Raw genomic sequence first — 14,729 nt, forward strand, 5'->3', positions numbered from 1 at the left:
CAACCATTCCCGCCGACAACCGACCATGCGTCACTGCGACATCTCTCCGGACTCGACCGCCAACCCCGTCAGGTAGTCGCCGAGTACGCGCCTGACCCGAGCCGGCGAATCGGTGTCGGCGAGGAGCAGGTGCATCGCCAGGCCGTCGACGAGGGCATGCAACGCGATCGCCTGAGAGTCGAGATCGCGGCCCGAGCCGATCAGCCCGTGCTCGTCGAGGACACTCAGTACCGTCCGGCACAGCGAGCGCAGGCCGTCGTGGGCTTCGCGCGCAGCCGTCGCGAGTCCGGGATGTGCCACCGACTCGGAGATCATGGCCATGTTGACGTGCATCTCGACGCGCCGCTCGTCGTCGAGCGGTAGGGCCTCAGACAAGACGGCCTCGGCCCAACGCAGCGGATTGCGAATCCGCTCGTGCCGGCGCAGACGAAGCTCGACCCGCTCGTAGATCAGTCGCATCGAGAATTCGAGCAGCTCTTCCTTGTCTGCGAAGACGTGGCGTAGCGAACCCACCGAGATGTCGGCCTCCGCCGCCACCTCGCGGACCGAGATCCCAGACGCCCCTTCGCGCAACACGATCCGCCACAGGGCCTCGGCTATCTCAGCGCGTCGCTCGTCTCGGTCGATCAACTTGGGCATTGACTCATGGTAGTACACCCGTGCTACGTTGATCCCGTGTTTTGATAGCACGACTGTGCCAGCAAAGGACGGAGACATGATGGCGACCCGACACGCGGCACTCGACGTCCTGCGCGGTATCGCGATCTTGGGCACCCTCGCCACCAACATCTGGATCTTCACCAACCCGGACGGGCTCATCGGCTACATCCAGGGCACACACCGCGCCACCGGCTCCTGGGCGGTGGCCGAAGACCTCCTGCAGCAACTCGCCCAGGGCAAGTTCCTGGGGCTGCTCACGATCATGTTCGGAATCGGACTCGCCATCCAGCAGCGATCGGCCGTTCGACGAAGCCACCGCTGGCCCGGTCGGTACTTCTGGCGCGCCGCGTTGCTGTTCGTCGACGGCGTGATCAACTACTTCCTCTTCACCGAGTTCGACGTCCTCATGGGTTACGCGGTCACCGGGCTCGTCGTCGCCTACCTCCTGTCGATGCGACTTCGACGCCAGTACGTCGCCATCGCAGTCGCTGCGTCGACGCACGTGGTGTTGCTGGGCCTGGTGACCTGGGCTCTCCTCGCCGCCCCGGCACCGGCCGGCTCCGGTGGCGAACTGTCCCCCAATCCCTACGCGGACGGCAGTTTCATCGATCTCGTCGCGTTCCGCGCCGAGAACCTGCTGATGTTCCGCGCCGAGGTCATCTTCATCCTGCCGATGTCGATCGCGCTGTTCCTCGTCGGCGCCGCGCTTCTGCGTGCCGGAGTTCTCGAAGCGCGCGGAGCCAGGTTGCGCCGCCGCCTGATGGTCGCCGGACTGGCAGTGGCACTTCCCCTCGATCTCGCCATCGGGCTGGCCGGCGGGGACGCCGGACTCGTCGTGGGGCGATACGGCCTGGCGCCAGTGGTCGCACTCGGTCTGCTCGCCTGGGTCGCCGGCCATTATGCCGACGGTTACACCCCCGGGCGATGCGGTCGCGCCCTGACGCCGATCGGACGAATGGCGTTGTCCTGCTACGTGCTTCAGAACGCCATCGCCGGCGCGGTCTGCTACGGCTGGGGCGCTGGACTCGCTCGGCATCTCGACGGCACGACGCTGGTGCCCGCCACGGTGACACTCTATTTCGCCATCACCGCAGTGCTCATGCTGTTCTCCCACGTCTGGCTCAGCCGCTTCGAACGCGGCCCCCTGGAGTGGTTGTGGCACCGGAGTTACGACCGCATCACCGCCTCCGCCGATCGGCGGAGGCCGCCGGAACGCGTGGGCGCACCGCGGTGACCGCCACGCGGCCGCAGCTCAGCGCGAGGTCCGGCGTGGGTTAGGCAACCCCGGGGCGGGGTACCCGACACCACCATCATCGAGGAAAAGAGTGAGCCGTGGACACCGCCATCTGGATCATCATCGCCGTCGTCGTCGTGATCGTCGTCCTTGCGCTCGTGCTGTTGCTGCTGCGCCAGCGAAAGGCGCGCCGACGTGTACAAGCCGAGGAGATCCGGCAGAACGCCGCCCAGCAGGTCTCGTCGGTCCGCCATCGTGAGGCCGTCGCCGAGGAGGCGGACGCCCGTGCACGCCAGGCCAAGGCCGAGGCGGATGCGAAGGCGGCGGAGGCCAAGCGCCTCCAGGAGCAGGCACGACACCACCAGGGACATGCCGCGGAGTCACGGCAAGAGGTCGAGAGTGAGTTCGCTCGCGCGGATCGGCTGGACCCCGACGTGCGACGGAACGCAGAGGGACGAAACATAGACGGACGGAACGCAGACGGACGTAATGCAGACGGGCGGAGTACGGACGGACAGGACTCCGACGGATGGGGCATCGCGGCCGGTGCCGGCCAGCAGTCCGGTCGGCATTCGAACAATCCGATCGATCCGCGTCACCGTCCCGACGTCGATCCCCGTGGAGACCAGGCGCCGCCGAACGCGCGCTGACGAGACCCTTCGAGACGGCCCTCCGGCGGCGCGTCGCGACCCCAAACCACCGCGAGTGGCGATCTGCCCCACATCGACGCGCGCAGTGTGACAGAGCACATCGACAAAAGTGGTACTCAGTGCCGAGTGTGAGTGGCTATCATTTTGTCGATCACCTGCCGCGCCCGTCGGGGGCCGGTCCCGCGAAGCACCGGAGGGTTTCCACGTCATGGCGTCGTACTTGTTCGCACTCGGGAGGTTCTCCTTCCGGCACAAATGGGTGGTGATCGCGGCCTGGCTGGTCGCGCTGATCGCGGTCGCCGGCCTCGTCGGCACTCTGCAACCGAAGTTCGCGAAGGACTTCAGCCTCCCCGGCACCGACTCCGGCATCGCCACCGAACAGGTCCAGGACTACTTCCCGCAGGTGATGCAGCAGCAGGAGCGGGCTTCCACCAGCATCCTGGTCGCCGCCGAGGGTGGCCTGCAGAATCACACCGCGCAACTGGAGGCGCTGGCCGAAGATCTCCGGACCCTGCCGGATGTCATCGATCCCCAGACCGTCGCGAACCCGCTCGCCGTCGCGGCGGCCCAGCCGGCGCTCGCCCCGACGGTCGTCGGTGACAACGGCCGGGTCGGGCTGATCCAGGTCCGCCAGAACATCGAGATGCTCGACCTCACCGTCGAGAACAAGGACGAGCTGGTCAATATCCTCGAGGAGAACAGCCGAGACGGCCTGCAGGTGGAGGCCACCGGGTCCCTCATGCAGGTGATGGAACCGGGTGGAGCCGCCGAATTGATCGGCTTCGCAGTCGCTTTCGTCGTCATGATCGTGGCGTTCGGTGCGTTGATCGCGGCGTTCATCCCACTCGTGACCGCCATCGTCGGCGTCTCGATCACGATCATGCTGCTCAACCTGTCGGCCGAGGTCCTGTCGATCAACGAGTCGGCGACGGCCATCGTCACGATGCTCGGCATCGCGGTGTCCATCGACTACGCCCTGTTCATCGTGTCGCGCTATCGAGCCGAACTCCGGCGAGGTGGTGCGCCCGAAGACGCGGCGGGCCGGGCCGTCGGCACCGCCGGGTCCGCGGTGGTGTTCGCCGGCCTGACGGTCATCATCGCTGTGGTCGCACTCGTGGTCATCGGCATCCCGATCATCACCCAGATGGGCGCCGGTGCCGGCGTCGCGGTCCTGATCGCCGTTCTCGCCGCTCTGACGCTGATCCCCGCCCTCCTCGGCGCCTTCGGGCGGTTCGCCTTCGTGCCCAAGATCCCGTGGATCAAGCATGCCGAGGAGTCCGAATCCGACGACACCCTCGGGATCCGAGTCGGCCGCACAGTGGTGAAGTGGCCGATCCCGTTCATCGTCCTGGGCCTTCTGGCGCTGACGGTGGCGGCGATCCCGGCCACCAAGATGGAGTTGGGCCTGTCGCTGACAAGCGAGGCCGAGGCGCCCGCGCAAGAACTGCTCAGCCGCGGATTCGGCGAGGGCATCAACGGCCCGCTGCTCGTCGTCGTGCATGACGACGACGGTCAGATCAAGGCCGCCGCCGACGAAACCGTCCGCCACATCGCCGGGCTCGGCGACGTCGCCAATGCCGCGGCGCTCACCTGGACGGGCAACGAGGGCGGGCAGAACGGCAACACCGCGCTCATCATCGTGACGCCGGAGAGTTCACCGTCGTCGCAGGCGACCCACGAACTGATGGAGCAGATCCGCGCATTCGCGCCGACCGTCGAAGAGCGGGGCGCCGAACTGCACGTCGGCGGCCAGACCGCGATCATGTCGGACCTGTCGCAGAAGCTCGACGACGCGCTCATCCCCTACCTGATCGTGGTCGTCGGTCTGGCGTTCCTGATCATGATCGGCGTGTTCCGCTCGCTGTGGGTTCCGCTCGTCGGCACCGTCGGCTTCATCTTCTCCGTGCTCGCGACCTTCGGCATCACCGTCGCGATCTTCCAGGAGGGCTGGCTCGGACTGATCACCCAGACCCAGCCGATCATCTCGTTCCTGCCGATCTTCCTGATCGGCGTGGTGTTCGGGCTCGCGATGGACTATCAGGTGTTCCTCGTGACGCGAATGCGCGAGGAGTACATCCACGGCATGTCGGCCAAGGAGGCGATCGTGGCCGGCTACCGGCACGGCGCGCGGGTCGTGACCTCGGCGGCGATCATCATGATCAGCGTCTTCGCCGCGTTCATGCTCTCCCCGGAGACGACCGCCAAGATGATGGGCTTCGCCCTGGCCGCGGCAGTCTTCTTCGACGCCTTCGTGATCCGCATGCTGGTGGTTCCCGCAGTGATCGCGCTGCTCGGCGACCGCGCCTGGGGGCTGCCGCGCTGGCTGGACCGCTTCGTGATCAACTTCGACATCGAGGGCGAAGCAGTCCGCCATCGCGGGCTCGAGGAACCGGACGACACCAGGACTCCGGTCCCGGCGAACTGACCAGCTGGACATGCCTTTCGACAATGAGTGAGCACGCATGGGCGATTGCCTGACGGTGCACGACACCTCCGACGCCCCGGGATCGACCCCGGGGCGTCGGATGGGCCTGCGCGAACAGAACAAACTACGCACCCGCAACGCGATCCGGCAGGCCGCGATCACGTTGATCGCCGAACAGGGGTACGCGAAGACCACCGTCGAGCAGATCGCCGAAGCCGCGGGCGTCTCGCACACGACCTTCTTCCGCTACTTCCCGTCGAAGGAACGGGTGGTCATCGGTGACGAGCACCTGCACGCCGAGGCGCGGGCGATCGTCGAGTCGATGCCGCCCGGGCTCAACCACTTCGACCTCATCCGACGCCTGATGACCGAGCTGCACCGCCTGACGGTCGACGACCCGTGGGTGGGCAATCCGCTACGCATGCAGCTCATCCGCAACGAACCGTTGCTGCAGAAGACTTTTCAGGTCGAGTCCGAGCGCATGATCTCGGACATGACCCAGCTCATCGCCGACTATCTGCGGATCGCGCCCGACGACTTCCGGCTCAAGGTCTTCCTCGACGCGGTCGCCGGGGTCACCTTCCACCTGGCCACCGAGATCGACGAGAACCGGGAGATGCCGCAGCTCGAGACAACCCTGCGCGCCATCGACCTGCTCGAGCAGGGATTGCCGCTCGGGTGAGTCGGCCGGCTGGGCACGATGCACGCGCCCGTTCGCCCCGCGAACATTCCCCCTCTAGGATCGAGGGCGTGATCTCGGACAGCGCCGCCCGACCGCGAACGACGACCGGCCTTCGACTCGGCTCCTCGCTGCGCTCGTCGCCGGCTCAGGCAGCAGGGGGGTCCAGTCTCCTCGCTGCGCTCGTCGCCGGCTCAGGCAGCAGGGGGTTCGGCCCGCTGGTCACGGTTTGCCGCATCCTTGGTCGGTACCGCGGCAGCCATCGCCGCGACCCTCTCGCTCGCGGCACCGGCCCAGGCCGCGCCGGCCAAGCCCGCGCCGTCGCCGTTCCCCGTCACCGACCTGGCGCGGCTCTACGCCTCGGATGTCTCGTCCTACCCCGGCGGCGTCTACCTGCCGCCCGTCGAGACCTTCACCGCGCTGCGCCGGGATCACCCGGAGGTCATGGCCCGCAACCTCGAGACCGCGGTCGCGATCAACCAGTCCGCGGCCGACGACCCGGCGTTGCAGCGTCGAGCGCTCGCCGACGCACACGACGATCCGCTGCAGACGATGTCCGACGCTTTCGGCGCACGACTCGGACGCCACTTCTCCGATGCCCTCGCCGCCGGCCGGCTGCCGAAGACGACCGCCCTCTTCAGTGACTACCTCGCCCGCGCGGGCGGGTTGGCGAACGCGACGCTGGTCGAGAAGTACGCCTTCGGCTACGAGCGACCGTTCATCGTGGCACCCCAGCGGATCCGCAAGTACATGCGCCCCGGCGCCAGCGAGTACGACGCCCTGGGCAGCAACCCGTCGTTCCCGTCCGGTCACAGCAGCCTGTTCTTCTGGCGGGGCACGCTGTTCGCGTCGATGCTGCCCGAGCTCGCGCCGCAGTTCCTCGCCCGCGCCTCCGAGGGCGGGTATCACCGCATCGTGCTGGGCGTGCACTACCCGCTCGACGTGATCGGCGGGGCGATGGTCGGGCAGGCCGCCGCCGCCGATCGCTGGAACGACCCCGAATTCCGCCGACTCCTCACCGCCTCCGCCACCGAGATCCGCAAGGAACTCGAATGGCGTTGCGGTGCAGCCCTGTCGGTGTGCATCGCGCGCGACACGCCCTATGTCACCGACGCCGAGGCCCGCACGATCTACGCGCAGCGGATGACCTACGGCTTCGGTCGCGTCGCGTCGTCGACGCATCCGATGGCGGTACCGCCCCAGGCCGTCGACCTGATCGCCTCGGCGTACCCGCGACTCACCGACGAGCAGCGACGCCAGGTCCTGGCACAGACGGCGGCACCCGCCGGGTACCCGCTCGACGACCAGCGCCCCGGCCGCACCTCCTGGCAGCGCCTCGACCTCGTGCGGGCTTACACCGCCGATGTCGCCGTCGGCCCCGACGGCCGGGTGACCGTTCGCTGACGACCGCCCCGACCTCGCGATGACTTAATCGTTTGTCCCACTGCCGGTTGCGAACTCGTTCGCAACCGGCAGTTCCGTATCGGTCTGGTGCAGTGTGTGTCCAGTTTGTCGCAACAGCTTGACACCAACGTAAGGATGTGGCTACTTTTCGAGTGGCCCACATCACATCCGACGTGGACTCACCGCCGTGACCTGGGCGGACGGTGCCGGAATCACAGACCCAGACACAGCGCTGGGTCGATGAACTCATTCCTTCTCAGCCCCGCCGGGGCGATGTCGCCATGCCCTCTCGCAGGGCGATGTCGTCGTGCCCGGAGTTCATCGGGAAAGGCAGTCGAAACATGCGTTGGTCGAATTCACGCAGGAGAGCCGGACGGTTGGCGGCGGTCGCCGTCGCCGCGGCCTGCATCTTCTCGGTCGTGTCGTGTAGCAGCGAAGACGGCGGATCGTCGGACGGCTCAGCCGCGGATGCCAGTGGCACCAAGGCCTCGGGCGAGGCGATCAAGGTGGGGTTGTTCAACCCCACCAAGGGTCCCGCGACCCAAGGCGGCGTCACCACCGGCAAGGACGCCGCCCTGGACTACATCAACAACCAGATCGGCGGCATCGGTGGCCGTCCCGTCGAGATCGTGGATTGCGGAATCGACCAGACCGCACCCGAATCGACGGTGTCCTGCGCGAATCAGTTCGTCGAGGCCGGCGTCGTCGCCGCGATCGACGGTTACAACGCCGAATCCGCCTCCGCCGTACCCATTCTCACCTCGGCGGGCATCCCGCTGGTCGGTCAGATCCCGTTCAACACCTCCACCGGCGCCTCGGCCGAGAACCGTGTCTACTTCGGCCCGCCGCCCGCCGCGTTCCTCGTCGGCTTCATGCAGCAGCTCAAGGCGGCGAACAAGACGTCGCTGACCCTGGCGAATGCCGATCTGCCGCAGGCACATCAGGTGTTCGACGGGCTGATGAAGCCGCTCGGTGCGCAGCTCGGCATCGACGTCAAGTCGGTCTACTACCCGCCGACCGGCCCGAACTTCACCTCGCTCGCCACGACGCTGGCCGAGGGCAACCCCGCTGCCGCCGGACTGATGACCTCACAGAACGACAACGTGTGCACCAAGCTCGCCCAGTCGCTGCGGTCGGTGAAGTACGAGGGCACCATGTTCATGGCGGCCTGCACCGACTTCATCGACCCCCTGGGACCGCAAGCAGTTGGCGCACAAACGTACTCGCCGATCTGGCAACCCCCGGCCAAGGACTCCGCTCCGGAACCGGCCAAGGCGAACCTCGAGATCGCGCAGACGTTCATCGACGAGCAGGGCGGCACCGGGGGCTTCTACGCCTACGGCACGTTCGCGACCCTCGCGGACTTCGCGATCACGCTCAACAACGCCAAGGTGACCGACTACACCGGACCCAACGTGCTCGGTGCGCTGAAGGCCGTCACGGACTACCAGTCCTTCATCGGCCCGAAGCTCAACTGCGGTAAGCCGACCACGCCGAACTGCACCACCGAGATGCTGCTCTTCGACGTCGTCGCCGACAAAAAGACCGAACCCGCCACCGGCGGCTTCATCACCCCGCTCCCGGCTGCGCTGCAGCGCATCCCGGGCGCCTACTGAGACAGGTCTTGATGTGGCGGGGTGGACACCCACCCCGCCACATCCGACTCTGCGTCGCGACCCCGACCCTTCTTTTCTACCCCCACGCGCGTGAGATCCCTACGCGCCGAACGAATGAGTACACCACATGGGCCAGTTCCTCCAGTTCGTCTTCCTCGGACTATCCGCCGGTGCCATCTACTCGGTGCTCGCGTCGTCGCTCGTGGGCATCTACGCCGCCACCGGGATCATCAACTTCGCGCAGGGCGCCATCGGCCTGTACTCGGTCTATCTGGTTGCCGCACTACGCACCGACGGCAGTCTCGTCCTGCCGATCGGCACCCTGAGTCTCGGCAGTGAATCCGATCCCACGTCGATGGAACTGGCGGTCGTCCTGGGTGTGCTCAGCGCGGTGGTCTGGGCCCTGCTCGCGCATGTGCTCGTCTTCCGTCCGCTGCGCTCGGCCCCGGTGCTCGCGCAGGTGGTCGCCTCGGTGGGTCTCATGCTGTTCATCCAGGCACTGGTGCACTTGCGCTTCGAGACCGAGAACCTGTTCGCCGAGGCGATCCTGCCGGAGAGCACGGTCGACGTCGCCGGTGCGATCGTCAACGTCTCGGACCTGATCCTGGCCGGTGTCGCCATCGCCGTCTCGCTGGTGCTCTGGGCCTACTTCCGCCTCACCACCCTGGGTGTCGCGACCCGCGCCGGCTCCGAAGACGAACTGGCCGCGCGACTGTCCGGCTACTCCCCCGACCGCCTCGCCGGGATCGTCTGGGCGCTGACCGGAGCGGCAACCGGACTCATCGTCGTGCTCGCGTCGTACACCATCGGACTCACCGAGACCAGTTACACCTTCTTCGTCATCCCGGCGCTGGCCGTCGCGCTCGTCGGCCGGCTCACCTCCTTCGGGATAGCCTGCGCCGCAGGGCTTGTCCTCGGCGCATTCCAGTCGGTCATCACGTGGCTCACGACCAAGGACTGGTGGCCCGAATGGGCGCAGGCCGGCCTCGGCGACGCCGTCCCGTTCATCATCGTCGTCATCGCCCTCTTCCTGCTGGGCGGTCGCATCCCGTCCCGCGGTTCGCTCGGCGAGGTGCGGATGCCCGCGGTCCGGATCCCGCGCATCCGGGTGATCCCGGCGACCGTCTGCATCGCCGTCGTCGTCGCGGCCATCCTGCTCACCTCGGGCAGCTGGCGATTCGGCGTCGTGACCTCGGTGATCCTCAGCCTCATCGCCCTGTCCCTCGTGCTCCTCACCGGTTACCTCGGCCAGATCTCACTGGCCAGCATGGCCTTTGCCGGTGCGGCCGGCTTCGCTCTGTCGAAGCTGACGACCAACTGGGACGTACCCTTCCCGTTCAGCATGATCTTCGCGGCCCTGATCGCGACCGGTCTCGGTGTCCTGGTCGGCGTACCCGCACTCCGGATCCGGGGTGCACAGCTCGCCGTCGTGACGCTGGCCGCGGCGCTGGCGATCCAGAGCTTCATCTTCAACAATCCGGCGATCACGTCCTTCGAGGGCAACCTCATCGAGGACCCGACGATCTTCGGCCTCGACCTCGGCGTGCGTGACGGCACCAACCTGGTCACGATCCGCTTCTCGCTGATGGTCCTGATCGTCGTCGCCATCGCGACCCTGGTGGTGCTGCGCTTCATGGGCGGCTCGACCGGCCGGGCCTTCCTGGCCGTGCGGTCCAACGAGCGCGCGGCGTCGTCGGTCGGGATCAACGTGGCCGCAACGAAATTGCTCGGTTTCGCGCTGTCGGCCTTCCTCGCCGGCATCGGCGGCTGCCTCATCGGGTACAGCCGCGGTCAGCTGTCCGCCGGCTCGTTCACGGTCATGATCGGGCTGACGCTGCTCGCGATGACCTACGTCGGCGGTATCACGTCGTTCGCCGGCGCGGTCCTCGCCGGCATCATCGGACCGCTGGGCGTGGGTTATGTGTTCCTCAATCAAACCCTCGATCTCGGTGAGTACTACGAACTCTTCGCCGCCGGCAGCCTGCTGCTGATGGCGGTGCTGAACCCGGTCGGGGTCGCGGGCGCGGTGTCGGAGTTCGGCGACCGGATACGCGCCCAGAGGCACCGGCCATTACCCCATCCGGAAGCACCGGGCGCGGCCCAGAACGAACAGGAGGGTGCACATGTCTGAGTCGACAGCCGAACCGCACACCGCGCCGACGACGCTCCTCGAGACCGGCGGACTGTCGGTCCGGTACGGCGGCGTCAGCGCTAACACCGACATCGACATCACGGTCTCGGCAGGCGAGATCGTCGGGCTGATCGGCCCCAACGGTGCAGGCAAGACCACGTTCGTCGACGCCGTCACCGGGTTCACGAAAGCCACCGGCACGGTGTCGCTGCGCGGGGAGCGACTCGACAAGGCGAGCTCACATCGCCGCCGCCGGGCGGGCATGGCCCGTACGTGGCAGGCAGGCGAACTGTTCACCGACCTGACCGTCGCCCAGAACCTCGCGGTGGCAGTGCAACCCGTCGGTCTGCGGGCCATGTTCGCCGACGTCGTCAACGGTTCCCGGCCGCCCGCCGACGTCATCTCGTCGGCGCTCGAACTCGTCGGCCTCGCCGGTGCCGCCGATCAGCTCCCCGGCGAGTTGGCCCTCGGACAGCAGAAGCTCGTGGGTGTGGCCCGCGCGCTGGTCGGTGGGACGCAACTCGTCCTGCTCGACGAGCCGGCCGCTGGACTCGACACCCATGAGAGCCGTGAGTTCGGTACCGAACTACGCCGGATCGCGGCGACCGGCATCGGCATCCTGCTGATCGACCACGACATGTCCCTGGTGCTCGACGTGTGCGACCGCCTGTACGTGCTCGACTTCGGTCGCGTGATCGCCAGCGGACCACCCGCCGCCATCCAGGACGACCCCGCGGTGATCTCGGCCTACCTCGGCAGTCCCGAGGTGGATCCGGACGCCGTCGTCGAGGCACCTGTTCCGGCGGCCGGCCCGTCCGACGGCGGCATCGACACCGAACGACCGTCAGACAACGGCCCGACCGGGCACGCCCCGAAGGAGACGAGATGAGCACGACGGACCCGACGGCACCGGTGCTGGAGATCGACCAGATCACCGTCGGTTACGGCGGGGTGCCGGCGGTGCGTGGCCTCAGCGCGTCCGTACGCCCCGGCGAGATCCTGGCCCTGCTCGGCCCGAACGGGGCGGGAAAGACGACGAGCCTGCTCGCCGCGGTCGGCGCCCTCGGCGTGATGTCGGGCACGGTGACCGCCCTGGGGGTCCCGATCGACCGCCGGGTCGAACGAAACGCGCGTCGGGGTGTCACCCTGGTGCCCGACACGCGAGGCGTGTTCCACCGCCTGTCGGTGTCGGACAACCTCCGCCTCGCGAAGCGTCGCAACGGACCCGACCTCGACACCGTCTATCAGTACTTCCCCAAGCTCAAGACGATGCGGGGGCGGCGCTGCGGCAACCTGTCCGGCGGCGAACAGCAGATGCTGGCGCTCGCGAAGGCGCTGCTCGCGAACCCGAAGGTCCTGCTCATCGACGAGCTGAGCCTCGGCCTCTCCCCGGTCGCGGTGCAGGACCTGCTGCCCCGCTTGCGGTCGATCGCCGACGAACACCAGATGGCGGTCGTCCTCGTCGAACAGCACATCGATCTGGCCCTCGGCATCGCCGACGCCGCGATCGTGCTCCATCATGGTCGTGTCGCACTCTCGGCACCCGCGAGCGAACTCCGCAGTCGCCGAGACATGGTCGAGGCGGCCTACTTCGGCCGCACCGTCGGGGATCTCGCCTCGTAGGCCGCGACGGTCAGCAGGCGCACGGACGAGACGAACGGGGACCGGGAGCGACGTGGCCACCGGAGCAGAGAACCATCCGGTACCAACCGACGCCGGTACCGCACGACCGACACGCAACACGCGCAACCGGCCCACCGACGACGAGTTGCTCGACGCCGCGTGCGCGGTCATCGCCGAGGTCGGTGCCGAGCGCACTACGATGACCGCCATCGCCGAACGCGGCGGCACCACCCGGGTGACGCTGTACGCGCACTTCGGGTCCCGGGACGAGCTGGTCAATCGCGTGATGACACGCGAGCTGGACACGTTCACCTCGTTCATGTTCGAGGTGTACGACGCGAGTGAGGACATGCCCTACGGTGCCCGCGCCCGCTACTCGGTGCAGGCGCTGTTCGACTACGCCCGACGCCACCCGGCCGGTTTGCGCGTCCTCATCGGCCATCGTGAGGGCGGTGGCGACCGTCGGCTCTACGCCGCGCTCGAACCGCGGATCGCCGCACGCCTGCGGGACAACTACGCCGAACGCGGCGCGGGCATCGCCGCCAGCGCGGACACCCTCGCCTCACTCCTGCTCGGCATGAGCCTGGACGTCGCGCACCGCGCCCTCATCGTCGACGGCGCGGGCGTCGACGAGGCCTGCGACCTCGCGATCACCGCGACCCTCGCCGTGCTCCGCGACGTGCGGCCCGAACAACTCGAGGCACTCGACGCCTCGCTCGAACAGCGCTGAGCCGCGCGGTCGTCAACTCAGCCAGCGGCCGGCCCGTCGGCTGTGCGCCGCCTTCGTACCCGCCGGCAGCCGGTCGTAGGCCCGCGCGAGGAAGTTCGAGCGGGCGTTGGCCTCGAAGACGTCCCGGTGGTCGCGGACGAACGTCCAGTAGAGACCGTCCCACTCCTCGGCCCACTCCCCGGGCGGGATGTCGGACATCTTTCGCAGATAGTTGCTACCCGAGACGTAGGGCTTGGTGGTGATCGCCTCTCCCGCCGCGAACTGACTCATGGCGTACACGTTCGGGACCATCACCCAGTCGTAGGCATCGACGAACATCTCCATGAACCACTCGTAGATCTCCTCGGGGTCGATGCGGAGCAGACACATCGCGTTGCCCAGGACCATCAATCTCTCGATATGATGGGCATACCCGTGTGCGAGGACCCGCCGGATGACGAGATCGACCGGTTCGAGGCCGGTCTCCGCGGTCCACCATCCGTCCGCCAGCTTCCGGTCGTGGCCCAGGTGGTTCCGGCTCCGGAGACCACGGCCGCGGATCTCATAGGACGCCCGCATGTACTCCCGCCACCCGATCAGCTGCCGCACGAAGCCCTCGACACCGGCCAGCGGAACGCGGTTGCGATCCCCGACCTCCAGGGCCCTGGTCAACACCGTCCGCGGACTCACCAGCCCGATGTTCAGGCCGGGCGTCAGCAGCGAATGGAAGACGAACGGGTGCTCGGTGCTGATCGCATCCTCGTACGGCCCGAACTCCGCGAACCGGTCGGCGAGGAACTGCTCGAGCATCGCGCGCGCCTCGTCGTGAGACGTCGCCCAGCCGAAGCCGTCGGCGTCACCCGGGTTGTCGGGAAACTCGTCCGACACCCAGGCGATCGCGGCGTCGACCTCGGGATGGCGCTCCGGCGGTGTCGGTTGCGGAACCTCGCGGCCCTTCGGCAGCTTCTTCCGGTTCTCGGTGTCGAAGCTCCACCGGCCGCCCTCCGGCTTGCCGTCGGCGTCGACGAGGACACCGAGTCGCCGGAGCTGCCAGGTGTAGAACTGTTGCATCCGCGGCCGCTTCCCGGTGAAGAACTCGCGGATCTGGCGTCGGGTGGTGAGGAAGTTCGGGCTCTCGGCGATGTCGTCGACCGCGAGTGGGCACCCGGCGTGCTCGAAGGCCGCCAGCAGGTCCCCGATCAGCCAGTCGTCGACGACGTCGTACAGGTGGACGGACGCCGGCTTCCGACGGGAGAGGTATCCGACGAGTTGGTCGTGACTGGACTCGTCCGCGTCGGTTTCCAGGACGTCGACCTCGAAGTCCCGGGCGCGCAATCGCTCCGCGAACCTGCGGATACTCGCCCGGTGCAGGATGAGTTTTTGCACGTGGAACCGGTACTGCCGGAACATCAGATCGTGCTCGACGAGGACGAAGCGGGTGCCGGGCTCGGCGTCGAGGTGCGATTCGAACAACTGATGTGGCAACACCACGCGGACAACACCGCCGGACGCGACGGACATCGGCTCTCCTCTCGCAGGCGCGACTTCTGGGGGCGACTTGGACAGGTCCCTCAAGGGCCGGACAAGTCGACCCCAAG

The 14,729-nt window shown here is 67.7% G+C and carries 12 protein-coding genes; 10 read left to right on the forward strand and 2 right to left on the reverse strand.

Annotation, left to right across the window (positions count from 1 at the left end; genetic code table 11):
* Positions 1-30: 30 nt before the first annotated feature.
* Positions 31-639: a TetR/AcrR family transcriptional regulator gene (locus tag AC3B5T_RS04355; RefSeq protein ID WP_055476173.1), complete on the reverse strand. Its 609-nt coding sequence runs from the start codon at positions 637-639 to the stop codon at positions 31-33.
* Between the two features lie 79 nt (positions 640-718).
* On the opposite strand from AC3B5T_RS04355, the gene AC3B5T_RS04360 reads away from it, so the two are divergent.
* The 10 genes from AC3B5T_RS04360 to AC3B5T_RS04405 all read left to right on the forward strand — a co-directional run bounded on the left by AC3B5T_RS04360 (position 719) and on the right by AC3B5T_RS04405 (position 13,152).
* Positions 719-1,894, forward strand: coding sequence for a DUF418 domain-containing protein (locus AC3B5T_RS04360; protein WP_488358743.1), 1,176 nt, complete (start codon positions 719-721; stop codon positions 1,892-1,894).
* 98 nt (positions 1,895-1,992) lie between these two features.
* A complete protein-coding gene (locus AC3B5T_RS04365; protein WP_055476175.1) occupies positions 1,993-2,544 on the forward strand; it encodes a hypothetical protein in 552 nt (183 codons plus the stop codon).
* A 208-nt stretch (positions 2,545-2,752) separates the two neighbouring features.
* Positions 2,753-4,969: an MMPL family transporter gene (locus tag AC3B5T_RS04370; RefSeq protein WP_488358744.1), complete on the forward strand. Its 2,217-nt coding sequence runs from the start codon at positions 2,753-2,755 to the stop codon at positions 4,967-4,969.
* 37 nt (positions 4,970-5,006) lie between these two features.
* Positions 5,007-5,651 (forward strand): TetR family transcriptional regulator, encoded by a 645-nt coding sequence (locus tag AC3B5T_RS04375; RefSeq protein WP_055476177.1) that lies wholly within the window; start codon positions 5,007-5,009, stop codon positions 5,649-5,651.
* Between the two features lie 237 nt (positions 5,652-5,888).
* Positions 5,889-7,052 (forward strand): phosphatase PAP2 family protein, encoded by a 1,164-nt coding sequence (locus AC3B5T_RS04380; protein ID WP_055476178.1) that lies wholly within the window; start codon positions 5,889-5,891, stop codon positions 7,050-7,052.
* Between the two features lie 341 nt (positions 7,053-7,393).
* Positions 7,394-8,668, forward strand: a complete 1,275-nt coding sequence (locus AC3B5T_RS04385; protein ID WP_488358264.1) for an ABC transporter substrate-binding protein — start codon at positions 7,394-7,396, stop codon at positions 8,666-8,668.
* 127 nt (positions 8,669-8,795) lie between these two features.
* Positions 8,796-10,799 (forward strand): ABC transporter permease, encoded by a 2,004-nt coding sequence (locus tag AC3B5T_RS04390; protein WP_055476180.1) that lies wholly within the window; start codon positions 8,796-8,798, stop codon positions 10,797-10,799.
* Positions 10,792-11,688, forward strand: a complete 897-nt coding sequence (locus tag AC3B5T_RS04395) for an ABC transporter ATP-binding protein (protein WP_488358265.1) — start codon at positions 10,792-10,794, stop codon at positions 11,686-11,688. The genes AC3B5T_RS04390 and AC3B5T_RS04395 overlap by 8 nt, the downstream gene beginning before the upstream one ends.
* Positions 11,685-12,422, forward strand: a complete 738-nt coding sequence (locus AC3B5T_RS04400; protein ID WP_055476183.1) for an ABC transporter ATP-binding protein — start codon at positions 11,685-11,687, stop codon at positions 12,420-12,422. Before AC3B5T_RS04395 ends, AC3B5T_RS04400 begins: the two co-directional genes overlap by 4 nt.
* Before the next feature lie 52 nt (positions 12,423-12,474).
* Positions 12,475-13,152 (forward strand): TetR/AcrR family transcriptional regulator, encoded by a 678-nt coding sequence (locus AC3B5T_RS04405; RefSeq protein WP_010843744.1) that lies wholly within the window; start codon positions 12,475-12,477, stop codon positions 13,150-13,152.
* A 12-nt stretch (positions 13,153-13,164) separates the two neighbouring features.
* Here the strand turns inward: AC3B5T_RS04405 and AC3B5T_RS04410 are convergent, their stop codons facing one another.
* Positions 13,165-14,652, reverse strand: coding sequence for a cryptochrome/photolyase family protein (locus tag AC3B5T_RS04410; RefSeq protein WP_488358266.1), 1,488 nt, complete (start codon positions 14,650-14,652; stop codon positions 13,165-13,167).
* Positions 14,653-14,729: the final 77 nt, after the last annotated feature.

The sequence above is a fragment of the Gordonia sp. G4 genome (genome assembly GCF_057770005.1).

Excerpts from the sequence above, each read along its gene's own strand:
- AC3B5T_RS04395 (WP_488358265.1), top strand. The coding sequence starts at position 10,792 with ATGTCTGAGTCGACAGCCGAACCGCACACCGCGCCGACGACGCTCCTC.
- AC3B5T_RS04390 (WP_055476180.1), top strand. The coding sequence starts at position 8,796 with ATGGGCCAGTTCCTCCAGTTCGTCTTCCTCGGACTATCCGCCGGTGCC.
- AC3B5T_RS04355 (WP_055476173.1), bottom strand. The coding sequence starts at position 639 with ATGCCCAAGTTGATCGACCGAGACGAGCGACGCGCTGAGATAGCCGAG.
- AC3B5T_RS04400 (WP_055476183.1), top strand. The coding sequence starts at position 11,685 with ATGAGCACGACGGACCCGACGGCACCGGTGCTGGAGATCGACCAGATC.
- AC3B5T_RS04385 (WP_488358264.1), top strand. The coding sequence starts at position 7,394 with ATGCGTTGGTCGAATTCACGCAGGAGAGCCGGACGGTTGGCGGCGGTC.
- AC3B5T_RS04360 (WP_488358743.1), top strand. The coding sequence starts at position 719 with ATGGCGACCCGACACGCGGCACTCGACGTCCTGCGCGGTATCGCGATC.
- AC3B5T_RS04410 (WP_488358266.1), bottom strand. The coding sequence starts at position 14,652 with ATGTCCGTCGCGTCCGGCGGTGTTGTCCGCGTGGTGTTGCCACATCAG.
- AC3B5T_RS04375 (WP_055476177.1), top strand. The coding sequence starts at position 5,007 with ATGGGCGATTGCCTGACGGTGCACGACACCTCCGACGCCCCGGGATCG.
- AC3B5T_RS04370 (WP_488358744.1), top strand. The coding sequence starts at position 2,753 with ATGGCGTCGTACTTGTTCGCACTCGGGAGGTTCTCCTTCCGGCACAAA.